The sequence below is a fragment of the Vibrio sp. 10N genome (assembly GCF_036245475.1).
GTDB lineage: Bacteria > Pseudomonadota > Gammaproteobacteria > Enterobacterales > Vibrionaceae > Vibrio.
Genome location: NZ_BTPM01000002.1, coordinates 1,163,780 through 1,189,334, shown reverse-complemented (window position 1 = coordinate 1,189,334; position 25,555 = coordinate 1,163,780). Strand labels below are relative to the sequence as shown.

Sequence of the window (25,555 nt, the reverse complement as noted above, 5' to 3'; positions counted from 1 at the left end):
TGATAAATATTCGAGGGTTTAGTGGAATTTCTTGGTGAGTTTGCCGCGATTGGGGCAGCGATTGTGTGGGCAATCGCCACATGGATATACAGTCAATTCAGTCATCATTTTTCTGCGATGCAGCTAAATATCATTAAGGGTATTTTGGCATCGGTGATGATGCTGTTGGTGATGCCGTTCGTACCGATGCCAGATGTGCAATTAGAGGCGAGCTATGTGTGGATACTAGGCGTGTCAGGCATCATAGGCATCGCTATTGGTGATAGTGCGTATTTTGCGTCGCTCAAACGTATCGGCGCGAGCAAAACCTTGTTATTGGAATCGCTAGCTCCGCCTCTTTCAGGAGTATTGGCGTTGGTGGCGCTTGGCACGGCGCTGGGGTTTCAGAGTTGGTTAGGGGTTATTATCACAACCATTGCGGTGACCGCCGTCGTGTTTCAACCTGCCGATGAGCATAATCAAAAAGCGAGTGTGTCAGGTATTGGATTTGGATTGCTTGCCAGCGTGTGTCAGGCAAGTGGTGTTGTGATTTCCCATTTTGCGTTGGTGCAAGGAGACTTACCGCCGCTATTAGGGGCTTTGATTCGTCTCACTATCGGTGTCGCAGCGGTGGCACTGTTGATTGGTTTTGTGGAGAAAAAACCGTTTCAACAGATGGTTGAGCAGAGTAAAGGCATGAGTCAGGCAAACTGGTGCTGGTTACTGGCAGCGATTTTTGTGGGTACGTTTCTTGCCCTTTGGTTGCAACAGGTCGCGCTTAAGCATGCTAACCCGGCGATTGCGCAAACTTTAATTGCGACCAGCCCCTTATTCATTCTTATTATTTACGCCGTTCGTGGAGAGCCCATTTCACGTCGCAGTGTTATTGGCACCCTGTGTGCACTGCTCGGCATCTCATTGTTCTTTTTGTGACAATGTTTTGCCTACTCAAGCAAACAGCGTAAGGTCATAGGTGCATCGGTCACGCCCAGACGCTGGGCGGCCGTTTGTCCCTGTTTGTCTTGATAACATAAGTTGTGCCAAGCACGGAAAATATCCAGTAATGGATGAATGCCCGCCGGTCTGAGCTTTCGTCTTGGTTCATTGACAAAACTTTCGAACAGCAAGTGGAAACGGTCTTGATAAAAGGTGACTTGCTTGGTCGATGCCGTTTGCAACCAGTAGGAAACATTCGGGTTATTCCCCGCCAGATAACAGACGCCTTTACTGGCTCCTGATGGTTGATGGGTAACTGCCCAACGGTCGCGCCACCACCCCATCAACACCACATCAATCAGTTCTGATGATTGTGTGTCTTGCCACTTTTCGTCTTGCTCAACATACATTAACTCCACATTGCCACTCTGGATCTCGCCAAGAAAGACACTCAGTGCAGCGGAGCGAAGCACCGGATCTTGCGGCATATACACGGTGACACGCTTACCGTTTTCATCGGACTTACTGCTAAGCGCTTCTAGAATGGATAGGTAGTGGGCATAAGAGGTATACGGCGCTCTTATTAAAGACCCTACCGCTGGGTAATGGAATTGAGCGTAGTTGCCGAGTGGATCTTCTACGTTGCTGCGAGCGAGGATGTTTTGGTAAGTAATATCAATCTGCCCTTTCAAATCGGTCGCAGTCGTATTGATTTCATGATTGGTCTCTGCGCTGTAGCTTTTTGGTAGAACCTGACAACCAGCAGCGTAGGCATCATGATCCTCTACAGGGCTTTGTGCATCAGTGGCGCTGTAGTTGGTATGCTGGCAAAGCACATAGCCAGATTCGGCATCACAAGTCGCAAACCAAAATACCCCATTATGACTGAGTGGCTGTAATGGTCGGTAATGTGATGCTAGATGGAAACTGTCGGTATGTTTTATCCAACGGCCATCAATATCCGCTAGCTTGCGACGGCAGCGACTGGCAATTTGATCGATATGATCATAGAAGGTCTTCGGATTGATTTTCAGCTTTCGACAGATCTCGCGTACTGAGTATCCGGTAAATAAAAGCCCAAGTAACGATTCTTGGAAGCCAAGTTTCTTATTACTACCAGACCATTTATCGACAAAGGTACCTTGGCAAGATTTACAGCGATAGCGTTGGCGATCGCCACTGAATCCGAAAGAGTGGTAAAGTTCTTTGTGGGTGTGTACCGACAGACCAAAGTGTTCGCATTGCGGATCTTTACACGAAGGGAGCCCTTCGTGATGATGCTGTTTCAATCGAGTCAGTTCATTGAGCACTTCTCGATTGTTAAGTAGGGGGGGAAACGCGCCACACTCGCGGCATACCATCGCTGGCCGTTTGGGGTTACGGTGCTGCAGGATATAGAGGTTTGCATCACTTTGTCCAAAATTGTCACACGCCAATGTTTTACAAAAATTGAGCTGTAACCCGTCCGCGGCCATCGGCAGTTTGCCTTCTGACACGTTCACCCCCTATGGTTTGGTGACATCAAGCCATTATTCTTATATGGCGGCTCGATGATGTTGCATATATGAGTTAGAAAAAAGCCAGCTCACTTCAGGCATAGAGCTGGCTTGATTCTTTATAGGTTGATGGCAGTTTCTAGTGCGACAACCATCATGTCGTTAAATGATTTTTGACGATCTTCTGAGCTTAGTTTCTCACCACGGATGATGTGGTCAGATACAGTCAGTACCGTTAGAGCTTTCGCGCCAAGGTCTGCAGCAACACCGTAGATGCCCGCCGCTTCCATATCGACACCTAGAATGCCAAGGTGCTTCATTTTGTCGAAGATATCTGCTTCTGGAGTGTAAAACAGGTCTGCCGAGAAGATATTACCTACTTTAACCGGTACTTCTTTAATGCGTGCTTGCTTCACCGCTTCTTCTAGAAGACCGAAGTCAGCAATCGCAGCAAAATCGTGGTCATTGAATCGAATACGGTTCACTTTAGAGTCTGTTGACGCACCCATACCGATCACAACATCCATTAGGTTTACGTCGTCACGTACCGCACCACAGCTACCTACGCGAATCACGTTTTTTACGCCGTAATCTTTGATAAGTTCGTGAACGTAGATACAGCAAGACGGGATACCCATACCGTGACCCATCACTGATACTCGCTTGCCTTTATAGGTACCTGTGTAGCCAAACATGTTGCGAACGTCACACACTTTCTCGACGTCTTCTAGGAAGGTTTCTGCGATGTATTGTGCGCGAAGTGGATCGCCTGGCATTAGGACTGTCTCTGCGAAATCACCTGGTTTTGCGTTGATATGAGGGGTTGCCATGGGGGTCACTCCTAAAGTTTTAACTAATTATGTTGAACGTTATGTTCGTTGTTGATGAGGATTCTAACCTGCACTGCAAGGGCTCTATGAGAGTTTAGTCACAAATTTGTCGGTAGTGCACAGAGAAATACATGATGATAACCAAATATGTTGAAAGTGGTTGAGCAATCGATTTTTTCGCTGATTAACCGAATCATAAAATATTCGTCCTGTGAGTGAACCATTTGAGAACGACGACCATATAATTGTACAAAACAAATTTTTGTATCACTTCAGGAAGCGGTTGAATGCTTGTGTGGCTTCGTAGCTTACCGGGGTGACCTGATATCAGATAAGAGGGATGAGACGATGAGCGAGAAAATTACAGTGGGTATCAGTTCCTGTTTGTTAGGTGAGAAAGTGCGATTTGATTCTGGTCACAAGCAGAGCACTTACGTCAACAAAGAACTCAGAGACTATTTTGATTTTGTGTCTGTCTGCCCGGAAGTCGGGATGGGGTTACCTGTTCCTAGACCTACTATTCGTTTGATGAGTAATGAAGAGCGCATTGCACTGGTGGACACTAAAGATGCAGAGAAAGACCACACCGATGGCATGATGCGTTTTACAACTCAAAAAGTTGCCGAGCTTGAAGACACAGAGATGTGTGGTTATATCGTGTGTGCCAAGTCGCCTAGCTGTGGCATGGAGCGCGTTAAAGTGTACACACGCGGCCATGCTCGCACCGATGGGGTGGGGCTGTACACCGAGCACTTGATGAAAAAGATGCCTTGGTTGCCAGTGGAAGAAGACGGGCGTCTCAATGATCCTATTTTGAAAGAAAACTTTATCTCTCGAGTGTATTGTTTGAAAGACTTCTACGATTCCATGGGCGGCGAGCCGACGCCGGGGAAAATCGTCGCATTTCATTCGCGCTACAAGCTGACGCTGATGGCACATGACCCTAAGTCTTATAAGAGCTTAGGACGCCTAGTGGCAAACCAATCGACATACAAACCGGACGACTTTTATCAGGCATATCGTCTTGGACTCATGGACGGTTTGAAAAATCGCGCCAGCCGCAAGAACGTGACAAACGTACTGATGCACATCCAAGGCTACTTTAAGCGCTCGTTGAATAAATCAGAAAAAGCAGAGCTGGCGACGGTCATTGATGACTATCGCAATGGGCTGCTACCTGTACTCGCGCCTTTAACTCTACTTAAGCATTACCTCAACACCTATCCAGACGACTACTTGGCACACCAGCAGTTTTTACAGCCTCACCCAGAAGAGATGCGATTACGATATGGTTTGTAGTAATACCTTGTACGCGATTCGTGAAGTAGCGGATATCACTGGCGTCAAGCCAGTGACTCTGCGAGCTTGGCAGCGACGTTATAACTTGATCCAACCGCAACGCTCAGACAAAGGTCATCGCCTATATACGGCGCAAGATGTTGAGCGCATAAACACAATACAGAGCTGGCTGAGCAAAGGCGTGTCTATAGGTAAGGTGAAAGCGCTGATTGATTCCAAAACTCTAACCCAAGCCGACATGGAAACTGAGCAACTGGAAGAAGTTACGGTGCTGCTCGATGCCCTCGGCACTGTGAACAGTAAGAAAGTGGATGCCATAATAGACACGGTGTTGAAAGAGTACCCACTGGATGTCGTTGAAGGAAAGTTTGTCATTCCCGTGCTAAATGCGACCGAATTTTTGAAGCTTAGCCCCAAAGCAATTCAGCAGTCGCTCTTCAAAACTGCGATGATTCAAAAACTTGCCATCATGGCTAACCTAGAGCGCAAACGAAAGCGTTCTGCGCCAACGCTGCTCGTGAGTATGGACGTAAGCGGTAATCTTTTTGCTTGGCTATGGTATGCCAGACTGTCCGAGCAAGGAGCAAGTGTTACCTTTATTGATGGTGTGGAGGATGTGTCAGCGTTGTTGGGGGAACCGATGGAGTTCGACTTGGTACATCTGTTTGCTGAGAAATCCCTATCTGAAAAACAGCTAGAAGCAATTCGCCTCCAGCGGGATAGAGCCGATCCGGCCTGGTCACTCTCTCCTGTGATTGAACATCTACTCGATAACAAAGTGAGCAAAACACTATGAAGTTGGTGCTGTTTAACCGTGATCTGCGAACCATCGATAATACGGCGCTTAATGCTGCAATTGATGGTCAAACGCCTGTTGTCGGTTGTTTTATTGTCACTCCACAGCAGTGGGCGCAGCACGACTTAGCGCCGATACAAGCTGATTTGATATTCAGGCGTCTAAAAGAGATCGAAAGCGAACTTCGAGAGCTCAATGTGCCTTTGCTGTTTGCCTATGCCACTGACTTTGATTCTGCAAATCAGTGGTTGATTGATTTCTGTCGTCAACATGACGTGACCGATATCTATCTTAATAAAGATTACGAGCTCAACGAGCGCCGCCGTGCAGAGCAACTTGGACAGCTTGGTATTAGCTTTGGGGTCACAGTGCATCTTTTCGACGATAAATGCATGTTGCCTCCCGGGAGTGTGCTCAATAAACAAGGTGGCTATTTCAAAGTTTTCACCCCATTTCGCAAAGCGTGGCAACTGCAGTTTTCACGAGTGGAGGTGATCAAACCTACTGTTTCCGTACCTTGTCATATAGAGTTGCCTTCGGCCCCTAGTTTGGAAGAGTGTTTCACCTACCCAAGGCAGGATAGCGGCGAATATTTTATATCAACGGAAGATATTCTAACTAGGCTCAGACATTTTTCTGACCAGTCGGTTGGCCACTATCACAGTGAACGCGACATTCCGGCCATAGACGGAACCAGTCAGTTGAGTCCCTATTTGGCGATTGGCGCACTGTCGGTGCGTCAGTGTATTGCCCGCCTTTACTATGATGCTGGCAGTGAGCCTTTATCAGAGGGAGCACAAGTTTGGTTGAGTGAGTTAATCTGGCGAGAGTTTTATCAGCATCTGGTCTACTTTGAGCCGAAGTTATGTAAACGCATAGGCTATTTAGAGTGGGAGACATTGCTGCGCTGGCCGGGGGAGGACGCTTGGTTTGAGCGTTGGTGTCAAGGCAAAACCGGTTACCCAATAGTCGATGCGGCAATGCAGCAGCTCAATCAAACAGGCTGGATGCACAATAGGTTAAGGATGATAGTGGCGAGCTTTTTAACCAAAGATCTCAATATTGATTGGCGACGAGGTGAGCGCTACTTTTTGAGTCGACTCATAGATGGGGATTTCGCAGCCAACAATGGCGGCTGGCAGTGGTGTGCATCGACGGGGTGTGATGGGCAACCTTATTTTCGTATCTTTAATCCAATCACTCAGGGAGAGCGTTTTGACGCCCAAGGTGAGTTTGTTCGTACTTGGCTTCCTGCGCTTCGTGATGTTCCAAACAAATTCATTCACAAACCTTGGACGTGGCCAGACTTCCATCATGTCGCTTATCCGGAGCCAATAGTTGATCACAAGACACAAAGAGAGATAACCTTAGCTTTATATAAAGAAGCTAAGGATCAATTTTGATGTTACGTAAGACCTTTCTGGCAGCTTGCTTAGGATTTTCGCAGTGGTTGAGTGCTGCAACTTTTGACCTTCCGACAGATGGAAGCAATATGGTTGGTACGCTGCAATACCACAGTGTCGAAGCGGGGCAGACGATGTCTGACATCGCTAAGCAGTATGATGTGGGCTTTTTGTCACTTATGGCCGCCAATAAAGGCGTTGACCCGTTTTTGCCGCCGGAAGGTTATGTACTGACGATTCCAAGCCAAGCCATTTTGCCTGAAGTCGATTATGAGGGCATAGTGATCAATTTGGCGGAACTGCGCCTCTATTACTTTGAACCAGACAAGAACTTAGTACACATCTTTCCCGTGGGGATTGGACGTATTGGACAAGACACGCCAGAAATGACGACGACTATTAGCCAGTTGCGTGAAAACCCAACATGGACGCCTCCGGCTTCTATTCGTAAAGATTATCTCGCCAAGGGCGTTGAACTGCCAGATGTTGTTCCAGCTGGGCCAGAAAACCCACTCGGTGATTACGCGATGCGTCTCGCCTATGGTACGGGCAGTTATTTGATTCATGGAACAAACAAGGACTTTGGTATTGGGCTTCGAGTAAGCGCGGGCTGTATTCGTATGGATCCAAAAGATATTGATTGGCTGTTCTATCAGGTGAAGCTTGGTACCAAAGTGAGAGTGATTGATGAGCCGATTAAAATCGCGTTAGAGCCAGACCGCAGTGTGTTTATCGAAGCTCACGAGCCACTTACGCGCAGTGATGGCACTAAAAAGACGATGGAAATCCCAGAACAGCTGACTTGGTGGCTCGAGGAGTACGGTATTCGCGACAAAATCGCACGTGCGGCGGTTTTGGCTCAAAATGGTGTGCCTATCGAGGTCGTGCCTGCAATGGACGATCTTGAGTGAACGAGTAATGAGCGACGAACGAATGTCGTCGCTCATTAAATCGAAGACATAAAAAACGCCCACGATATCGTGGGCGTTTTTGATTGTCTGGCTAGCGTCTTACTTAGTGTAAGATTGAGCGATGTTATCGATACGCTCGTTTGCACGTGCAGCTTCTTCTTGAGCTGCCATTGCGTTTTTGTTGCCTGCTTGTACTTCACTCTTAAGTGCTTGAACGTCTGCACTTAGCTGGCTAACTTGGTTGCTTAGGTCATCCATTTTTGCTGTTGTTGCTTCATCTGGACCAGACGCACAACCTGCAAGTAGTAAAACTGACGATGCTGCAGCTGCAATTAAAACTTTCTTCATTATAAGCTCCTTCAGGATTAGTATTTAGAACAGCCCTGCAACGTGAATGTTCGCATAAAGGCTATTTCTGAGTTTAGTGCCTAATTTTAAGAACGCAAATTATTTAAAAGTCAGAAAAACCAAAAAATTACGCCATTTTGGGGTTAATCTTCCTTTGTCTTAAATATGAGATTAACCTCAGCAGGATTAATGTGACTTGTGTCACGTAGATGGAAACGTCCCATGATAAGTCTCTGTAACCGCTGATTTTATTTTTTCTAGTTTAATAAATGGGCAGTTTCAGTTCGGACTTCTCCTACAATGTGTTTAGACACCTTGTTTTTCACCCTGATTGTTCGCTGGTGGCAAGGAGAATTATCGGGTATCATGCGCGCTCATTTTTAGCCTGCAACCGTCTGAGGAGAACTTGCATTGCAATTTAAAGAACTTGGCCTAGATAACCGACTATTGAAGAACTTAAGTCACTACGACTTTAAAAAAGCGACCGATATCCAGAAGCAAGCTATTCCGGTAGCTATTGCTGGTAAGGATTTGCTGGCATCTTCAAAAACGGGTTCTGGCAAGACTTTGGCATTTGTATTGCCGATGCTGCATAAATCTCTTAAGAACAAAGCATTTTCTGCAAAAGATCCACGTGGTGTGATTCTGGCACCAACACGTGAACTGGCAAAGCAGGTATACGGTGAGCTTAAATCTATGCTAGGTGGTTTGTCTTACGAGGCAACGCTTATCTTAGGTGGTGAAAACTTTAACGACCAAGTGAAAGCGCTACGTCGTTTTCCAAAGTTCATTGTTGCGACGCCAGGACGTTTGGCTGACCACTTAGAGCACCGTTCACTGTTTTTAGACGGTTTGGAGACTTTGGTTCTTGATGAAGCTGACCGTATGTTGGATCTCGGTTTTGCTCCAGAGCTTCGCCGTATCCACAACGCTGCAAAACACCGCCGCCGTCAAACGCTGATGTTTTCTGCCACGCTTGATCACGCTGAAGTGAACGACATTGCTGCAGAGATGCTTGATGCGCCAAAACGTATCTCGATTGGTGTATCGAATGAAGAACATAAAGACATCACTCAGAAATTCTACCTTTGTGATCACTTAGATCATAAAGAAGCACTTCTAGAGCGCATTCTAGAAGAAGCCGAGTACAAGCAAGTGATCATCTTTACTGCTACTCGTGTTGATACTGATCGTTTGACTAAATGGCTCAATGAAAAGCAGCTCAAGGCTATCGCGCTTAGCGGCAACCTAAACCAGACTCAGCGTAACACCATCATGAGTCAGTTTGAACGTCACGTATTTAAGATCCTGGTGACTACCGATGTCGCGTCTCGAGGTCTGGATATCGCAACGGTGACTCACGTGATTAACTTCGATATGCCAAAACACACCGAAGAGTATGTGCACCGCGTAGGCCGCACTGGCCGCGCTGGTAACAAAGGTGATGCAATCTCTTTGGTTGGTCCAAAAGACTGGGATAGCTTCAAACGTGTTGAGGCTTTCCTTCAGCAAGATATTAGCTTCTCGGTATTAGAGGGCCTGAAAGGTAAGTTTAAAGGCTTCCGTCCTAAGAAACCGGCCTTTAAGAAGAAAGCACAAGCTGCTAAAGGTAAAGCACAGCAGAAGAAAGCGGCGCCTAAGAAACCAGCGAATCGCGATAAAACCTTCTACAAAAATGTGGCAGTGGGTGATTCGGTATTCATTCCGAAGAAAAAACCTAAGCAACAAGATAGCGAATAACCGCAAAAAGGCCTCATTGAGGCCTTTTTTGATCGTGTGTAGCGCTCAAACTTTCCCCAAACAAACCACTTTATGACAAATATGACAGTACAATTTTTGACTGTTATATTTGGGTTTGTACTCAACTCTTCATGATAAACCACTGAATTTGGGTGATCTTCTCCCATAAACCTCCATCTTCAAAATTCTCATTTGTCATAGACCTTTCAACTAACTGAAACACAACTGTCATATTCGCCCACTAATCTTGTCAGCGTTCAAACGAAACAAGGCAATCAAGCCATCAAAGGAAATTGTGATGAAAAAGACAGTTATCGGTGCAATCGCTCTACTAGGCGCACTAACAGTGACATCAGCTTCAGCAAAAGAAACTATCTCTGTAGTAGGTTCTAATAGTGCTTCTCCACTGGTTGAAGTTTTTGCAGAAACTTACATGAACAAAGGCGAACCAGTGTTTATCGAAATCCAAGCACCAGGTTCTTCAGCAGGTATTCGTGCAGCGAAGGATGGCAGCGCAGACCTAGGTATCTCTTCTCGTGACCTAAAGCCAGAAGAAAAATCCGCAGACCTTAAAGAGCTCGTTATTGCTCGTGACGGTATCGCAGTTGTTGTTAACCCGAACAACAGTGTTAAAGAGCTAACGTCAGAGCAAATCACTCGCATCTACAAAGGCGAAATCAATAACTGGAGCCAAGTTGGCGGTGAAAACAAGCCAATCGTTGCTATCACTCGTGATACGGCTTCAGGTACTCGTGGTGCATTCGAAGACATCATGAAACTAAAAATGAAGATCAGCGGTAAGAAAGTATCGGCTATCTCTCAACGTGCTCAAGTTGCTAACGGTAACGGTGCACTGAAAGTATCTGTAGCAAGTAACCCATACGCTATCGGCTACATCTCTCTAGGTACAGTAGACAACACAGTTCAGCCTCTAAAAATTGACGGCGCTGCAGCAACAGTAGACAACGTGAAAAACGGTTCTTACAAAGTTGCTCGTCCATTCCTTGTTCTTTACAAAGATGGCGCACCTTCAGCTGAAACTCAACAGTTCCTAGACTGGATGGTTGCTGACGAAGCTCAAGCACTATCTGCTAAGAAAGGTTACATCACTGTAAACTAAGTCACCCAGTAAAATATTTAAGTTGCTCAGCCCGCCTTTTAGGGCTGAGCCTTTTGCGCGTCTATCGAAGTAATACAAACATAGAAGCAGAATTATGACCATCGCAACAAATAGTGAGAAGCTTATGAACAATGAAGCGACTCAGTCTGTCACTCGCGGCCTAAAAACCCAAAAACGAGTGGATTGGAAAGAGAGAATCTTCCACGGACTTTTCCTAACCAGTGCAGTAGTCGGCATCCTTTCCCTTGCTGTTATTGCTTACTTCATCGTTAAAGAAAGTATTCCTGCATTCCAAGAAGCGGGTGTTTCTGGAATCGTACTTGGTCAGCACTGGCTACCACCAGCGCTTTATGGTGTTGCCACCATGATTGTCGCATCGGTTGTGTCAACGCTTGGTGCGGTAGTGGTTGGTGTACCCATTGGTGTTCTAACGGCTATCTTCATCGCGGAGATTGCGCCAAAACGTCTAGCTGACATTATCCGTCCAGCGGTTGAGCTGCTTGCGGGTATCCCGTCGGTCGTTTACGGCTTCTTCGGTCTGATTATTATCGTACCGCTTATTCAGCAAATCTTTAATGTTCCTGCAGGTAACACGATTCTTGCCGGTATCATTGTACTCGGCGTGATGATCCTGCCGACGGTCATTACGGTATCTGAAACGTCGATTCGCGCGGTGCCTCGCACGTACAAAGAGGGCTCATTGGCTCTTGGTGCGTCAAAGATTTACACCATTTTCAAACTTCTCGTTCCGGCGGCTCGTTCAGGCATTATGACTGGCGTCATTCTGGGTATCGGTCGTGCGCTAGGTGAAACCATGGCCATCATTATGGTAATGGGTAACGCGCCAGCGATGCCAGGTAGCATTTTGGAGTCAGCACGTACTCTTACCGCGAACATCGCGATCGAAATGTCTTACGCAAGTGGCGTTCACGCAAACGCGCTCTACGCGACTGGTGTTGTGCTTCTGGTGTTTATCATGATGCTCAACTCAGCTCTACTTTACTTGAACCGTGAGAAAGCGAAGTAATTATTATGGATACAGTAAAACTAAAGAAAGCGCGTGACCAAAAAGACGCGATTCTAAATGCCTTTGTGTGGGCAGCAGCAGTGCTGACCGTTGGCTTTTTGTTCTGGATTATTTGGTACATCCTTTCTAACGGTCTTCAGCACGTGGATTGGAACTTTATTACTGACAACTACACAGCAACAGGCAAAGAGAAGGGCATCTTCCCGATGATCATCTCAACCATTTACATGGTTTTCGCGTCGATTGCAGTAGCCGCGCCACTGGGCATTATGACGGCTATTTACTTGACCGAGTATGCGAAAGTAGGCAGCAAGTTGGTTAAGGTTATTCGTTTCTGTACTGAGTCGTTGGCAGGTATTCCGTCAATCATCTTCGGTCTGTTCGGTATGACGTTCTTCGTGGTTATCTTGGGCTTTGGCTTCTCGATTCTATCGGGTGCACTTACGCTGAGTATCCTGATTCTGCCGGTTATTATTCGTACCACAGAAGAAGCGTTGATGGCGGTACCGCAAACTTACCGTGAAGGTTCTTACGGTTTGGGCGCATCGAAAATCTACACCATTTGGCGTCTTATCTTGCCAAGTGCAACTCCAGGTATTCTTACTTCGGTCATTCTAAGTATTGGTCGTGTAATCGGTGAATCTGCACCGGTATTCCTAACAGCAGGTATGGTGGCACGTGTCCCAGACTCACTGTTAGATTCAGGTCGTACCCTAACGGTTCACCTGTACAAACTCACAACGGAACTGTTTACGATTGACGAGTGGAACCAAGCATACGGCACAGCGACCGTACTGATTGTGGTCGTCCTACTTATCAACACGCTAACGAAGTTTATCGCTAGCCGCTTTAACACAGCAACGTACTAATTGAGAACAATTCGGTGGATGGTGAGGCCAGAACATAAAGAGCTAAGCCATCAATGAAAACTCGAATTTACACGACAAAGAATTTAGAGAATAAAGACATGAACAAGTTTAACATTGAAAATCTAGACCTTTTCTACGGTGACAACCAAGCACTGAAATCGATCAACCTACCGATCCCGACTCGCCAAGTGACGGCACTAATCGGTCCATCAGGTTGTGGTAAATCGACGCTGCTACGCTGTTTGAACCGCATGAACGACCTTATTGAAGGCGTTAAGATCACAGGCCTTCTAGAAATGGATGGTACTGACATCTACGGCAACATCGATGTTGCTGACCTACGTATCAAAGTAGGTATGGTATTCCAAAAGCCAAACCCATTCCCAATGAGCATCTATGAGAACGTGGCTTATGGTCTGCGTGCACAAGGCATCAAAGACAAGAAGCACATTGACGAAGTGGTTGAAAGCTCGCTTCGCGGTGCAGCGCTTTGGGACGAAGTAAAAGACCGTCTTAAGTCGCATGCGTTTGGTCTGTCTGGTGGTCAGCAGCAGCGTCTATGTATCGCTCGTACGATTGCCATGCAGCCTGACGTTATCCTGATGGATGAGCCAACGTCGGCACTTGATCCAATCGCGACACACAAAATTGAAGAGTTGATGGAAGAGCTTAAAAAAGACTACACCATCGTTATCGTTACTCACTCAATGCAGCAAGCGCGTCGTATTTCAGACCGCACTGCGTTCTTCCTAATGGGTGAACTGGTTGAGCACAACGAAACTCAGGTTATTTTCTCTAATCCAAGTGATGACCGCACTCAAGGTTACGTAAACGGTGACTTTGGTTAATGGCAGCGTAACGCTTGTAATCGTTTGAACACAATTTCCATGTTTCGCACGATTCGTTTTGAATCACAGCATTAGCAAATGACAGAATTTACTGGCATATCACTATAACTATAAGCGATGGTACTATTGCCCTTCCATGTGAAGGGCTTTTTTTCGTCTGTACAAAGTGAGCTTGTTGATCGCTGCGCTGCTGAAAAAAACAAACAAAAACGTCAAACCTCGTTTAAGGTTTGACGTTAGTCGTAGACGTGTTGTTTGCAGTCGCGAATTAGTTTTGGAATAGAAACACGCAACTGGTGAGGTAATCCAGCATCTCTTGATGAGATACAGCCTGATCGGCGCGATAGCCAGTAATCAATCCGTAAACAATGGCGTAGTTCTTGTCGTTGTGCGCGACATGTTCCTGGGCAAAGAAGTCAGAAATTACCTTACTCAGCTCAAAGATATCACTGCGGTCTAGCGCCTCTGCGCCTGCATTTGCTGCGGGGGAAAGGTCACCAAGTTTATTCGTTAGCCATTTGACGAGTTGCGAGTCTTCTACGGGACTTTGTTGATCAATTTCCACAATGTAATTCCAAGTATGAGTGAATGCTCTAATCCTAGGAAACTTTTCCTTCTCTTACCATAGGAGAAAAGTCGCAACTATTGAAGTTAGCGATTGAAGTCACACTGACCTTTTAAAAATAGAAAAAAGCCAACGAATAAACGTTGGCTTAGCGAGATTAGGTTGCGGTAACTAGGCGGTTGCCGTTGCAGTTGGGCGCAGCGGCTTATCATTGATTGGCAAATGAATCAGCGCGGCTGCAAAAGCCAGAACAACCGTTGACCACCAGATAGGCTCGTAAGAGCCGTAGTAATCGTAGATCCTACCGCCAGCCCAAGCACCAAGGAAACTGCCTACTTGGTGAGTGAAGAACACCAACCCGTACAAGGTTGATAGGTAACGCGCGCCGAAGATCTGACGAACGAGGCCAGAGGTTAGCGGTACTGTACCTAACCAACAAAAACCGATGGCACCACCAAATAGCGCGGCAGTGTGCTCTGTGACTGGCATCGTCACAAACGCAGCAATTACAACCGTTCTAAATAAGTACAGCATCGACATCACATGGCGTTTACTGAACTTATCGCCCATCAAACCCCAGAAGTACGAACCAAAGATATTGAAGATACCCACGTAAGCAAGCGCCAGTGCTGCACTACTAGCAGGAAGATCTTTATCGGCTAAGTAGCTTGGTAAGTGCGTCGCGATAAACATCACGTGGAAGCCACAAACGAAGAAACCAGCATGGATAAGCCAGTAACCTTTATGATTGAAAGCTTCTTTAAGGGCTTGCTTCAGTGTTAGCTCGTTTTGCTCAGCTGTACCATTGGCACTATTACTTGGGCGTGCTGATTTCATAAATAGTGAAAAAGCAATCATCATGGTACAAAGCACAGCAAAACCTTGCAGTGCGCCTTGCCAGCCCATATCTTGTAGCATCAATTGGGCGCCAGGGATCATCGCGAACATACCGAACGAGCCAGCAGCGGTAGTTAGGCCAAATGCTTTAGCAGCGTGTTCCGCAGGTACTACTTTAGCAACAGCACCGAGAACAATCACATAACTCGTTGCGCTAAGACCCAAGCCAACTAATGCGCCGAGTGAGAAATAAAGCACAGAGGCTTCTGTAGTAACAGAGGTCAAATACAAGCCCACAGCATAGGCGATAGAGCCCATCAAAATGATGCGTTTTGAGCCCCATTTATCCGCAGCCATTCCAACAAAGGGTTGGAACATACCAAACAGTAAGTTTTGCAGCGCAATGGCGAAGCTAAAGAATTCACGTCCTGTCTGGAAATGATCGGAAATTGGCATCATAAAAATGCCAAATGACTGGCGAATGCCCAAGCTGACGATCAGGATGCCAATACCCAGCCAAACTAGGGCTGGAAAGCGGAAAATACTCATTGTAATAACACTCTAGTGATGATGGTGGTGTGAGTGATCCATAGGATCAGATGGGTTTTGTTGGTGACACCCACTGTTAATGGCTTGCTTGGCCAAAAGGTCGAGCAAGGTGGGTGAGTGGTGCACCGCCATCAATGCCACGGCAAGAAGCAGCAACATTCGTATTAGCTGAGCAAAAATGGATTGTGAGGACATAAACTCAATTCGCGTTGATGCGCAAAAGTGGCGTTAAAAAAGAGCGCGCAGTGTAATGATCTACCGGGTATGACTCAAATGACATTTAGTGAAGTAATGTATGCATGAAATGCATATTTAAAAATCAACGTTCCCTCTGAGTACCTATTCGCCATTTGAGGGGGTATAATTCCGCGGTTCATCACTAGGGATACAATAATAATGAAGTACGATTGGGTTCTATTTGACGCGGACGAGACGCTGTTCCACTTTGATTCATTTGGTGGCATGAGGCTGATGTTTGAGCGTTTTGGCGTTAATTTCACGCGAGAAGACTATGACGCGTATCAATTGGTCAATAAGCCGTTATGGGTGGACTATCAAGATGGAAAAATCACCGCTGATGATCTTAAGACCATTCGTTTTGAAGGCTGGGCTGCGAAACTTGGCATCACACCTTTTGAGCTAAATTCTGCGTTTCTAGAAGCGATGGCGGATATTTGTACTCTGTTGCCGGGTGCAAAAGAGCTGCTCGATGCACTTTCAGGCCATGCAAAACTGGGTATCATTACCAATGGCTTTACTGAACTGCAAGCGATTCGTCTTGAGCGCACTGGGCTTAGTGACTACTTTGAACACGTGGTTATCTCTGAGGAAGTGGGGGTAGCAAAACCTGATCTCGGGATTTTTGACCATGCTCATCAATTGATGGGGCTACCGTGTAAAACTAGAATTCTTATGGTTGGCGATAATCCACACTCTGACGTTCTCGGTGGGATGAACTTCGGTATTGAAACTTGCTGGCTGAACACTCAAGGTGCGCCAGTACCAGAGGGTATCCAACCTCATTATGAAGTGAATTCTCTTGAACAATTAAGGACAACACTGTTCGCATAAGCCTCGGATAAACCGAAGAGTAGGCGCTATTGGGGTGAAATGTAATAGGTTGTAAACTCAACTTTGCACTTTACCCCTATTGAGTAACTGACAATCTTCACATTCAAACGTCTGTTCGGTATAAATCCTCATCTGCATTTAGTACGATATGCTGAAACTTCGGTCAAGGGAACTTTGGCCTAGCCGAACGAATGAGTAGTTCTGAGTTTCTGTATCATGTCTTTAAAAACCCTCCCAACGCTTCAGCAATTTATTGATGCACTTGATGATCATATATGGGTCAAAGATGCCAATGGACGTTATGTTGCTGTTAACGAAGCCAGCGAAGCCGCTTGGCACCATACTCGCGCGCATATTTATGGCAAGACCGATGAACAATTGTTCAGTGTTGAGCGTGCCGAATACTTCAAACACATCGATGAAAAAGTCATCGCCAAGGGTGGCCAGCAAACTGTGGAAGAGTGTGCGGCGCTGGACAAATATGGCAATGAAGTTTGGTTGGAAACAGTCAAGTCACCGATAAAAGATGAGGCTGGTGGGGTAGTGGGCATTATCGGTATGACCCGCAATGCTACACGAAGAAAACAAATGGAAGCGAGGCTCTCGCTCACTTCCGAGATCTTCAATAATTTTCAAGAAGGCATGATGATCACCGATCATAAAGCCAATATTATGGATGTAAACCACGCGTTTACCTCCGTAACTGGATACGATGAAGCGGAAGTCATTGGGCGCAACCCAAGTTTTTTGCAATCCGGACAACACGATGCGGACTTCTATGCAGAGCTTTGGCGACAATTGCAGACGCATGGACAGTGGAAAGGAGAGTTCATTAACCGTAAGAAGAACGGTAGTGTTTATCCTCAATTAGCCACTATAAGCGCGATTACTGATGACTGTGGTGTGTTGCTGCACTACATCTGTGTCTTTGAAGATATCTCGCTTCGCAAAGCTCATGAAGAAAAGCTGCGTCGTATGGCGTTTTTTGATCCCCTGACCAACTTACCAAATCGCGTTCACCTTACTCACTTGCTAGAGCAGAGTATCGCGCTTGGCGAAAAGGGCAACAAGCCCTTTGCTACGCTGTTTCTCGATCTTGACCACTTTAAGCACATCAATGACAGTAAGGGACACTTATTTGGAGACAAGTTACTGGCCCAAGTAGCAGAGCGGTTGCTGGCGATCCAAGCGGGCAACGCGAACATAGGTCGAATTGGAGGCGATGAGTTCGTCATTATTTTAAGTGACTACAGCGGTGAAGCGGCATTATTGGATATTATCGACCAGACATTAGGCGTATTTAATACGCCTTTTAAGTTTGAGCACGATGAGCACTTACGCGTGTCTGGCAGTATCGGTGTCGCTCGTTTCCCACATGACGGCAGTGACAGCGAAACGTTACTAAAAAATGCGGATACGGCAATGTACCTTGCTAAAAAGAACGGTCGGAGCGGCTATGCGTTTTACTCTCCCCACCTAACAGACCGCTCGGTACAGCATGTTCGTATTCAGTCTGCTCTCCATGATGCCGTCGATAAAGAGCAACTGTCATTGGCCTATCAGCCACAATATCGATTAGAGGATAACGCGCTGGTAGGGGTTGAGGCGTTACTGCGCTGGGAACATCCAGAATTGGGCTTTATACCGCCAAGCTTGTTTATTCCTATCGCTGAGAAAACAGGGCTAATTCAACGTATTGGTCATTGGGTATTGAAGGCCGCATGTCAGCAAGGTAAACAGTGGTTAGATCAGGGGATTGAGTTTGGCAAATTGGCGGTTAATGTGTCGGCGCTGCAATTACAAAGAGCGGAGTTTGTAGCGCAGTTGGCCGATATCACCCAGCAAACCGGTTTTCCTTTGCAGCAGCTTGAGATTGAAATAACAGAGAGCTTTCTGCTTCATAACCAAAAGCATGCAATTAACACGCTGAATCAATTACGTGAGCTTGGGGTTGATGTTTCACTCGATGACTTTGGTACTGGGTACTCTTCTCTCTCTTATCTGAAAGGATTGCCGATCAATAAACTTAAAATTGATCGCTCATTTGTAAACGATGTACCAGAGCAAAGTGATAGCAATGCGCTGGTATTGGCGATTATCGCTATGGGTAAAGCACTGGACTTGCGGGTGGTCGCCGAGGGGATTGAGACCGAGCAGCAAGTAGACTTTCTTACTCTGCATGGCTGTCAATTTGGTCAAGGTTTTGCTTTTGCTAAGCCTTTGACAGCAAGCGATTTTGCTTTGCGTTTCACTCACTCGACATGTCTCTAGTTGAACCTCACTGAGCCAAAAAGCATAGCTAGCTAGCGCTCACCTCCAATGAATGATGCCTTTGTTTGCACTATTGTTACGGTTGACTCGTAACTACATGAGTCAGGGCAAAGGCGTTATCTTATCTCAACACTTTCGTCCACATTTTCTCGCCTTTGATTTTTGACTGACGACTTGGGCAATAACTATGCTTTGTAATCAAGTCACTTTTATCTAGTACGGTAAACGTTACGTCAGTAAGCATGCAGTCCTGACTTTCGCAAAACAAGGAAGCGCATCATGGGTAAATTTACCTCCCGAGTTAGTCTGGTCCTCGTTACTGGAACTCTCTTCTTTTCCATCACTACACATGCCGATGAACGATTTCAAATCGGTATGGAAAAAGCCAAAATCTGCGCCACCTGTCATGGTGACAATGGCATCTCTAGCATCGAGTCCTACCCAAACTTGCAAGGTCAAAAGATGGGTTATCTAATGACGGCCCTTCGCAGTTATCAAACCAGAGAGCGCAGTGGAGGGTTGGCGGTGTTAATGCAGCAGCAAGCCGATGCGCTCAGCGATCAAGATATCGCGGATATCGCCTATTACTATTCCAAACTAGGCTCTGATGCCAACAAGCAGTGAGGGAGCCATCATGGACATCACGGCGAACCATTACGACACAAAAGTCGTCAGATACTTCATACTAGCGTCGCTGATTTGGGCCATTGCCGGCATGGTGATTGGCGTCATTCTAGCGGCACAGCTTTATTGGCCTGTACTTAATTTTGATTCCCAGTATTTCCAGTTTGGACGATTGCGGCCACTCCACACATCAGGGGTGATATACGGGTTTGTGGTTAACATACTCATGGGGACTTCTTTATACATAGTGCAGCGCACCTGCCAGTGCGCCTTGTTCAACAAAAGCCTGTCATGGATGGTGTTTTGGGGTTGGCAATTGGTTCTGTTGCTGGCCTTAATTTCCCTGCCACTTGGTTACACGACATCGAAAGAGTACGCCGAATTGGAGTGGCCGATCGACATATTAATCGTGTTGGTTTGGGTCCTGTATGGCGTGCTGTTTTTTGGCACGATAGCGAAGCGCAAAGTCGCGCACATTTTTGTGGCGAACTGGTTCTTTGCCGCCTTTATCATCGTGATAGCGATGATTTTTGTTATTAATAATCTGGCCATGCCCGCCTCCTTGATGAAGTCCTACTCTGTGTATGCGGGAGCACAAGACGCCATCGTTCAGTGGTGGTGGGGCCATAATGCTGTAGGCTTTTTGCTCACCGCAGGGGTGATTGGTATGAACTACTACTTCATACCGAAAGTCGCAGAACGCCCCATTTACTCTTATAGGCTTTCTATCATTCACTTTTGGGGGCTTGTCGGTTTTTATACCTGGGCAGGGACTCACCATCTCATTTACAGCTCGGTTCCGATGTGGGTACAAAATATTGGTATCGTGATGTCGCTGATCCTCTGGCTGCCTTCTTGGGCAGGGGCGTTCAACAGTGCCATGACCCTATTGCAAAACAAGCAGAAGCTGAAAACGGACTATATTATGCTGTTTTTCTTCTCTGCCATTCTCTACTACTGTCTCGCCACCTTTGAAGGTCCATTGCTTGCGATTCGCTGGTTCAACATGATTGCGCACAACAGTGAGTGGGTGATTGGTCATGTCCACTCTGGCGCTTTGGGCTGGGTCGGCATGTCCGGTATCGCTGTGTTTTATTACTTTATTCCAAAGTTGTGGGGAAGAGGCGAGCTGTGGTCGCCACGATTACTGAAGTGGCACTTCTGGCTTGCGCACGCGGGCGTCGCTTTGTATGCCATTGCATTGTGGGTTGCTGGGATTGGTGAAGGCGTCATGTGGTTAGCACAGGGTGACAACGGCGAGTTGCAGTACAGCTTTGTGGAAGCCATGAACTTTAAAGCACCTTGGTTATTCTTGCGATTCTTCGGAGGGGCGTTGTTTGTCGTGGGTTTATTGCTGATGGCGGTCAATCTCTACCAGACTGTGCGTATGCCGCTCACCCGTCGAGTAAGTCGTGAGGGGGGCGTAGCATGAATGCTGATTTTACGAAGTCTCTAGTGATATTGATTGTGTCGACCGCGGTGGTGGCGTCTTTTTCCATCTTGGTGTGGGTACTGCCAAACTTACTGCGTACCCCTGAGCTGGCGCAGCAAAGCCGAGCTAAACCTTTGACGGCAATCGAAGTGGCCGGCAGAGATATCTACATTAGCGAAGGTTGCCATGTATGTCATACGCAGATGGTTCGCCCGCTTGAACCTGAAGTAAAACGAAATGGTCGAGCCAACCAAGAATCCGATGATATCTATGAGTTTCCAAACTTATGGGGCTCGAAGCGTACTGGTCCCGACCTCACTAACCTAGGGCGGAAATATTCCGATCAATGGCATACCATCCACCTTATTGACCCCCGCCGCGTGGTCCCAACCTCTATTATGCCCGCTTATCCTTGGTTGTTTGAGCAAGTCCTGTCTGGAGATTCGATTGCTGGAAAAATGCAGACGCTGCGAACGCTTGGTGTACCTTATTCTGATGACCAGATTGCGAATGCCAGACTCGAAGTAAGAGGCAAAACGAAAGGTGAAGCGCTGATCCGCTATTTGCAAAGTCTTGGTGTGGATACGGCTGAGGAGAACGTGCAATGAGTAGTTTCTGGACTCTATGGGCCGCCATAGGCACCGTTGTTTTCTTTGTATTAATGGTGGCTGTGATCATCAAATACTGGCGCACTAACCATCAGGCCGATAAGGATGCAGTGCTAGATACCTTTGATGGTATAGAAGAAAAAGACGCACCGCCGCCGACGATTTTGTTTGTCGCTTACTTTGCCGCGTTTGTTATCTCAATCGGTTATCTGATTTTGTATCCGGGCCTCAGTGGCTGGGCAGGGTTGCTCAATTACGATCAAGCCGATGACAAACTCAGTGCGCCGACCACGACACTCGATGCGCAGTTGCAACAGGCACAAGATCAATCCCTTATTGCGCTGGCAGGCAATAAAGAAATAGTCTCGTCTGGACGAATGTTGTTCCAAACGCACTGCGCCGCCTGCCATCGCGACAACGCTCAAGGGGCGAAACATTTCCCAAACCTTATCGATAACGAATGGCTATACGGTGGATCGGATGAGGCGATTATTCACTCCATTGAATTAGGGCGTAACGGGGCTATGCCTGGGTGGGTCGACGTGTTGCGGCCAGATGAAATCTCGAAGATCTCATACTACCTCGCGTCATTGAATCAAAGGCATACTGATGTACCGGATGTCAAAGTAGAGCTTGGGAAAGCGTTATTTGTAGAGACCTGTTCATCGTGTCATGGGGATGGCCGTTTGGTGAACACCGAAACGGGCGTACCGGATCTTTCGGATAATATTTGGCTCCATGGCGGGAGTATTGATGAAATCCAGCACACCATTCGTAGGGGGCTCAACAATGTGATGCCAGCGTTTGGAGAGCAGCTCTCCCAAAATGAGATCTTGGCGATTGGCGCGTACATCACTGCCGCTCGGGTCCAAAATGATGATCGACTTGCTGCGCTGGATGAGCAAGCGGTACAACGCGGTGAATACCTAGCGCACGCGGGGGACTGTGTCGCTTGTCACAGCGCTGAAGGCGGAGAGCCATTTGCTGGCGGCTTGCCATTTGTGACTCCGTTCGGAACCATTTTCTCTACTAACATCACGCCTCATGTTACCGAGGGCATCGGTAGCTATGATTACGAGGATTTTAGAGCCGCGTTGGTGGATGGCAAAGGCAGACATGGCTATCTCTATCCAGCCATGCCCTTCACTTCCTATCAGCATGTTACCGAGCAAGATTTACAAGATATGTGGGCGTACATGCAGTCCATCGCGGCGGTACCGCGACGCAATGACGCCAACCAGATGATGTTCCCATCCAATATTCGTTTGGGGTTGCTGGCATGGGACATTGTGTTTGCTGACCGCAAGCCAATGGATTACGAACTACCTGCTGAGCTTCAAGGTATAGTAGAGGACGTCGACAAATGGCAGCGCGGTAAGTATTGGGTGGCTGGGCTTGGGCATTGCTCTGAGTGCCACACACCACGAAATATTGCTCAAGCTTTGGATAACAAGCGGATTTTCCAAGGAAACCTCATTGATGGCTGGCACGCGCCTGATATCACCGCAGATGAATTGTTCATCGACGGCTGGGACCTTACTTCACTGACGGACTTTTTACACACCGGGCATTCTGACAAAGGCAGTGCCTTTGCGGGTATGGCTGATGTGATTAAAAACAGCTTAAGCCTGATGACGAGAGAAGATATCGAGTCAATGTCTTATTATCTACTCGCGGGGGATACGCACAATCTGATCAGCGAAACTGCGGTTAGGCTAGAGCCTAAAGGGTTCGATGAAGCCTCGTATGAACAAGACATATACGCGGTATACAATCAAACCTGTGGAGCCTGCCATGGTGCGGATGGTAAAGGCCGAGATCCTATTGCGCCGACTTTACTAAACAATGGCATCATTATGCACAGTGACCCCTTCAACACTATTGCTGTGACGATTCGTGGGCTTCAGCCTACTTACTTAGATAAAGATCGTAACTTTATGCCAATGGCCAGTTTTGAGGACGTGTTATCCGATAAGAAATTGGCTGAGCTCATCAGTTTTGTTCGACTCAATCTGGGGGCTCGTGAGGCACCAGTAACGGAAGAGGATGTCAGGCAAGTTAGGGAAATGCTAGAGAAAGCCGGCTATTCCGGCGGGCTACACGTCACGCCTGAAATGTATGATCAGCGTGATGGTAGCATCAATGTCAACTGACTACAGAGTTAGCTGAACACAATTAAAAAGCTCGTTACAGCTTCAGTAACGAGCTTTTTTAAATCAGCTTTCCGCTTCGGTCAACTCTACTTGCTCTTTAGGTTGATGTGCATCGGCGGCCGCTAGCATCTTGCGAATCGCTATCGAAGAGAGCAGCGCAACCAGTACCATCACCACGGCCAACATGGTGAGTAGTCCAAAGTAGTCACCGTACACCGTTTGTACAAACTCTTGGGTGATCTCTTGGCCTTTCTCGGCAGCAATGGAAGTCGAGAATACCGCACCAACAATTCCAGACAGTGCAATAGCGACAGAGAATAAACTTACCGAGAAGTTTTCAATATGTTTGGGCGCTACAGATAGGATAAACGCTACCACCAGTGAACCTACGATGACTTCTGCAAAGGCTTGGAAGAAGTGGATTACCAAGAATACTTCTGGGCGGATAATGACATCTTCTCCAACGTTTTTCACAGCAAACGCCAAGATACCAAAGGCAATCGCAGTCATGATGAATGAAAAGCCAATCTTAGTCGCCGTGGTGAAGTGAATATTGCGCTTTTCTAGACCTGAGAAGGTTGCGGCAATCACAGGGCCTGCCACGATACACCACAGTGGGTTCATTGACATTGACGCTTCAGGGGCGATTGGAATGATGCCAAACAGGTCGCCACGCATAGTATTGATGGTCACCATGGTCATTGATGTCATCATTTGTCCGTAATAAACAAAGAATGCCGTGGTAAGAATTGTCACGATGATAATGGTGCCCATACGCAGTGCATCGGCTTTTTCTGCTTTGAACATGAGAGAGATGAAATAGCCGATCGCTGCAAGACCAATGGCATAAACGATGTTCTTACCAATATCCATGTTGGAGAACATGAAGAATACCATGCCGATCATCGCCACAGAGGTGATTGCAAATTTGATCCAGTTCGCGCTCGAAACTGGCGCTTTGTCGATGTCAGCACCGATACCCTGTAACTGTTTTCTGAACGTAAACAGCATAAATAGAGCGGCAAAGGCCAAAATGCCAGACAGAGCAAAGCTGCCATAGAAACCAATCACCAGAACAAACATTGGGAATAGGTATTGGCCAAGCAGTGCACCAACATTATTGACGGAGTAATTCACCGGGTAGCCATTCTCAAAATCTTCTTGGCTTTTGAACGTGCGCTTATAAAGGCTTGGATAAGAAGGGGACATTAAGCCACGAGCGTAACTTGCAAGAGCAATACCGGCCAAACTCATTGGAATGTTCACGGTCGATGCTCCTAATACAAGTAGAGCATAACCGCAGGTAAACCCAAGGTAAGCGATAGTTAGCGAGCGACACGCACCTAAAAACTTATCGGCGATGAAGCCACCTGCTATCGCGAACAGTGGGCCAATGGATGAAAACGCGCCGACCACCATCATAGTGTCTGCTTCACTATAGTCGAGGTTCTCAAGAAAGAATCGAGTGAGTATTACCATAACGCCATAAAATGACAGCCCAAACATCATTTGGCAGAACATCATGGATTTGTTTAACTTGTTCCACATAACTTTATCCTTAATAATTCATATTAAGTGGTTTAAATATCCAGCTGTATGGTAACAGACAAAATTTGTTACATGTTTTGTCATTGGATAAGAATGTGGGGCATGAGCACGAGTTTTTCTAATCAACAGGGTGAGTATTACTAATGTGGAGCGGCTTCATTTAGGCAAAGCTCGGTCTAGAATCGTCGCTGAATATGGACTTGATGTGGTTGTGAATCGAAGCTGGCGGGCGCAGGTGCTGAGGCTTTGTTTTACAAAGAGTTGTGTACAAGAACAGTACCTCAAGGCCCCTCTT

At 46.8% G+C, this 25,555-nt stretch carries 23 protein-coding genes; 16 read left to right on the top strand and 7 right to left on the bottom strand.

Going from position 1 to position 25,555, the window contains the following annotated elements; all coding sequences use genetic code 11:
- Positions 1–21 precede the first annotated feature (21 nt).
- Positions 22–912: a DMT family transporter gene (locus AAA946_RS21520; RefSeq protein WP_338166790.1), complete on the top strand. Its 891-nt coding sequence runs from the start codon at positions 22–24 to the stop codon at positions 910–912.
- Positions 913–923: 11 nt separating this feature from the next.
- Here the strand turns inward: AAA946_RS21520 and AAA946_RS21515 are convergent, their stop codons facing one another.
- A complete protein-coding gene (locus AAA946_RS21515; protein WP_445206117.1) occupies positions 924–2,411 on the bottom strand; it encodes a transposase in 1,488 nt (495 codons plus the stop codon).
- A 119-nt stretch (positions 2,412–2,530) separates the two neighbouring features.
- Complete coding sequence (deoD, locus tag AAA946_RS21510) at positions 2,531–3,241, bottom strand: purine-nucleoside phosphorylase (RefSeq protein WP_042495091.1); 711 nt, start codon at positions 3,239–3,241, stop codon at positions 2,531–2,533.
- 348 nt (positions 3,242–3,589) lie between these two features.
- On the opposite strand from deoD, the gene AAA946_RS21505 reads away from it, so the two are divergent.
- The 4 genes from AAA946_RS21505 to AAA946_RS21490 are packed head-to-tail and all read left to right on the top strand — an operon-like array spanning position 3,590 to position 7,650.
- A complete protein-coding gene (locus AAA946_RS21505) occupies positions 3,590–4,540 on the top strand; it encodes a YbgA family protein (protein ID WP_338166789.1) in 951 nt (316 codons plus the stop codon).
- Entirely contained in the window at positions 4,530–5,336 is an 807-nt protein-coding gene (locus tag AAA946_RS21500) for a MerR family transcriptional regulator (RefSeq protein ID WP_338166788.1), read from the top strand. Before AAA946_RS21505 ends, AAA946_RS21500 begins: the two co-directional genes overlap by 11 nt.
- A complete protein-coding gene (gene phrB / locus AAA946_RS21495; protein ID WP_338166787.1) occupies positions 5,333–6,739 on the top strand; it encodes a deoxyribodipyrimidine photo-lyase in 1,407 nt (468 codons plus the stop codon). The genes AAA946_RS21500 and phrB overlap by 4 nt, the downstream gene beginning before the upstream one ends.
- Entirely contained in the window at positions 6,739–7,650 is a 912-nt protein-coding gene (locus tag AAA946_RS21490; protein ID WP_338166786.1) for a L,D-transpeptidase family protein, read from the top strand. Before phrB ends, AAA946_RS21490 begins: the two co-directional genes overlap by 1 nt.
- Before the next feature lie 99 nt (positions 7,651–7,749).
- Here AAA946_RS21490 and AAA946_RS21485 read toward each other — a convergent pair whose 3' ends face one another.
- A complete protein-coding gene (locus AAA946_RS21485; protein WP_338166785.1) occupies positions 7,750–7,998 on the bottom strand; it encodes an Lpp/OprI family alanine-zipper lipoprotein in 249 nt (82 codons plus the stop codon).
- A 411-nt stretch (positions 7,999–8,409) separates the two neighbouring features.
- Between AAA946_RS21485 and AAA946_RS21480 the strand changes: the two genes are divergently transcribed.
- The 5 genes from AAA946_RS21480 (at position 8,410) to pstB (ending at position 13,602) form a co-directional block, all read left to right on the top strand.
- Positions 8,410–9,738 (top strand): DEAD/DEAH box helicase, encoded by a 1,329-nt coding sequence (locus AAA946_RS21480; RefSeq protein WP_338166784.1) that lies wholly within the window; start codon positions 8,410–8,412, stop codon positions 9,736–9,738.
- A gap of 298 nt (positions 9,739–10,036) precedes the next feature.
- Entirely contained in the window at positions 10,037–10,858 is an 822-nt protein-coding gene (locus tag AAA946_RS21475) for a phosphate ABC transporter substrate-binding protein (protein WP_338166783.1), read from the top strand.
- A 94-nt stretch (positions 10,859–10,952) separates the two neighbouring features.
- Positions 10,953–11,885 (top strand): phosphate ABC transporter permease subunit PstC, encoded by a 933-nt coding sequence (pstC, locus tag AAA946_RS21470; protein ID WP_338166782.1) that lies wholly within the window; start codon positions 10,953–10,955, stop codon positions 11,883–11,885.
- 5 nt (positions 11,886–11,890) lie between these two features.
- Positions 11,891–12,754, top strand: a complete 864-nt coding sequence (pstA, locus tag AAA946_RS21465) for a phosphate ABC transporter permease PstA (RefSeq protein WP_338166781.1) — start codon at positions 11,891–11,893, stop codon at positions 12,752–12,754.
- A gap of 98 nt (positions 12,755–12,852) precedes the next feature.
- The gene (pstB, locus tag AAA946_RS21460; RefSeq protein ID WP_338166780.1) at positions 12,853–13,602 is read left to right on the top strand and encodes a phosphate ABC transporter ATP-binding protein PstB; all 750 of its coding nucleotides are present in this window, start codon (positions 12,853–12,855) and stop codon (positions 13,600–13,602) included.
- A gap of 268 nt (positions 13,603–13,870) precedes the next feature.
- Here the strand turns inward: pstB and AAA946_RS21455 are convergent, their stop codons facing one another.
- The 3 genes from AAA946_RS21455 to AAA946_RS21445 form a co-directional block, all read right to left on the bottom strand.
- A complete protein-coding gene (locus AAA946_RS21455; protein WP_338166779.1) occupies positions 13,871–14,167 on the bottom strand; it encodes a hypothetical protein in 297 nt (98 codons plus the stop codon).
- 171 nt (positions 14,168–14,338) lie between these two features.
- Positions 14,339–15,553: an MFS transporter gene (locus AAA946_RS21450; protein WP_338166778.1), complete on the bottom strand. Its 1,215-nt coding sequence runs from the start codon at positions 15,551–15,553 to the stop codon at positions 14,339–14,341.
- A 12-nt stretch (positions 15,554–15,565) separates the two neighbouring features.
- Positions 15,566–15,748, bottom strand: a complete 183-nt coding sequence (locus AAA946_RS21445; RefSeq protein WP_112460110.1) for a hypothetical protein — start codon at positions 15,746–15,748, stop codon at positions 15,566–15,568.
- Between the two features lie 201 nt (positions 15,749–15,949).
- Here AAA946_RS21445 and yjjG point away from each other — a divergent pair, with 201 nt between their 5' ends.
- From yjjG to AAA946_RS21415, 6 genes are all read left to right on the top strand, one after another.
- The gene (gene yjjG / locus AAA946_RS21440; RefSeq protein ID WP_338166777.1) at positions 15,950–16,624 is read left to right on the top strand and encodes a pyrimidine 5'-nucleotidase; all 675 of its coding nucleotides are present in this window, start codon (positions 15,950–15,952) and stop codon (positions 16,622–16,624) included.
- 216 nt (positions 16,625–16,840) lie between these two features.
- Positions 16,841–18,895 (top strand): sensor domain-containing protein, encoded by a 2,055-nt coding sequence (locus tag AAA946_RS21435; protein WP_338166776.1) that lies wholly within the window; start codon positions 16,841–16,843, stop codon positions 18,893–18,895.
- Positions 18,896–19,174: 279 nt separating this feature from the next.
- The gene (locus AAA946_RS21430) at positions 19,175–19,519 is read left to right on the top strand and encodes a c-type cytochrome (RefSeq protein ID WP_338166775.1); all 345 of its coding nucleotides are present in this window, start codon (positions 19,175–19,177) and stop codon (positions 19,517–19,519) included.
- A gap of 10 nt (positions 19,520–19,529) precedes the next feature.
- A complete protein-coding gene (gene ccoN / locus AAA946_RS21425; RefSeq protein ID WP_338166774.1) occupies positions 19,530–20,951 on the top strand; it encodes a cytochrome-c oxidase, cbb3-type subunit I in 1,422 nt (473 codons plus the stop codon).
- Positions 20,948–21,559 (top strand): cbb3-type cytochrome c oxidase subunit II, encoded by a 612-nt coding sequence (locus AAA946_RS21420; RefSeq protein WP_338166773.1) that lies wholly within the window; start codon positions 20,948–20,950, stop codon positions 21,557–21,559. The genes ccoN and AAA946_RS21420 overlap by 4 nt, the downstream gene beginning before the upstream one ends.
- Entirely contained in the window at positions 21,556–23,712 is a 2,157-nt protein-coding gene (locus AAA946_RS21415; RefSeq protein WP_338166772.1) for a c-type cytochrome, read from the top strand. The genes AAA946_RS21420 and AAA946_RS21415 overlap by 4 nt, the downstream gene beginning before the upstream one ends.
- A 63-nt stretch (positions 23,713–23,775) precedes the next feature.
- Here the strand turns inward: AAA946_RS21415 and AAA946_RS21410 are convergent, their stop codons facing one another.
- Positions 23,776–25,260 (bottom strand): peptide MFS transporter, encoded by a 1,485-nt coding sequence (locus AAA946_RS21410; RefSeq protein ID WP_338166771.1) that lies wholly within the window; start codon positions 25,258–25,260, stop codon positions 23,776–23,778.
- Positions 25,261–25,555: the final 295 nt, after the last annotated feature.

Excerpts from the sequence above, each read along its gene's own strand:
- deoD (WP_042495091.1), bottom strand. The coding sequence starts at position 3,241 with ATGGCAACCCCTCATATCAACGCAAAACCAGGTGATTTCGCAGAGACA.
- AAA946_RS21505 (WP_338166789.1), top strand. The coding sequence starts at position 3,590 with ATGAGCGAGAAAATTACAGTGGGTATCAGTTCCTGTTTGTTAGGTGAG.
- AAA946_RS21500 (WP_338166788.1), top strand. The coding sequence starts at position 4,530 with ATGGTTTGTAGTAATACCTTGTACGCGATTCGTGAAGTAGCGGATATC.
- phrB (WP_338166787.1), top strand. The coding sequence starts at position 5,333 with ATGAAGTTGGTGCTGTTTAACCGTGATCTGCGAACCATCGATAATACG.
- AAA946_RS21490 (WP_338166786.1), top strand. The coding sequence starts at position 6,739 with ATGTTACGTAAGACCTTTCTGGCAGCTTGCTTAGGATTTTCGCAGTGG.
- AAA946_RS21485 (WP_338166785.1), bottom strand. The coding sequence starts at position 7,998 with ATGAAGAAAGTTTTAATTGCAGCTGCAGCATCGTCAGTTTTACTACTT.
- AAA946_RS21475 (WP_338166783.1), top strand. The coding sequence starts at position 10,037 with ATGAAAAAGACAGTTATCGGTGCAATCGCTCTACTAGGCGCACTAACA.
- pstC (WP_338166782.1), top strand. The coding sequence starts at position 10,953 with ATGACCATCGCAACAAATAGTGAGAAGCTTATGAACAATGAAGCGACT.
- pstA (WP_338166781.1), top strand. The coding sequence starts at position 11,891 with ATGGATACAGTAAAACTAAAGAAAGCGCGTGACCAAAAAGACGCGATT.
- pstB (WP_338166780.1), top strand. The coding sequence starts at position 12,853 with ATGAACAAGTTTAACATTGAAAATCTAGACCTTTTCTACGGTGACAAC.
- AAA946_RS21450 (WP_338166778.1), bottom strand. The coding sequence starts at position 15,553 with ATGAGTATTTTCCGCTTTCCAGCCCTAGTTTGGCTGGGTATTGGCATC.
- AAA946_RS21445 (WP_112460110.1), bottom strand. The coding sequence starts at position 15,748 with ATGTCCTCACAATCCATTTTTGCTCAGCTAATACGAATGTTGCTGCTT.
- yjjG (WP_338166777.1), top strand. The coding sequence starts at position 15,950 with ATGAAGTACGATTGGGTTCTATTTGACGCGGACGAGACGCTGTTCCAC.
- AAA946_RS21435 (WP_338166776.1), top strand. The coding sequence starts at position 16,841 with ATGTCTTTAAAAACCCTCCCAACGCTTCAGCAATTTATTGATGCACTT.
- AAA946_RS21430 (WP_338166775.1), top strand. The coding sequence starts at position 19,175 with ATGGGTAAATTTACCTCCCGAGTTAGTCTGGTCCTCGTTACTGGAACT.
- ccoN (WP_338166774.1), top strand. The coding sequence starts at position 19,530 with ATGGACATCACGGCGAACCATTACGACACAAAAGTCGTCAGATACTTC.
- AAA946_RS21420 (WP_338166773.1), top strand. The coding sequence starts at position 20,948 with ATGAATGCTGATTTTACGAAGTCTCTAGTGATATTGATTGTGTCGACC.
- AAA946_RS21415 (WP_338166772.1), top strand. The coding sequence starts at position 21,556 with ATGAGTAGTTTCTGGACTCTATGGGCCGCCATAGGCACCGTTGTTTTC.
- AAA946_RS21410 (WP_338166771.1), bottom strand. The coding sequence starts at position 25,260 with ATGTGGAACAAGTTAAACAAATCCATGATGTTCTGCCAAATGATGTTT.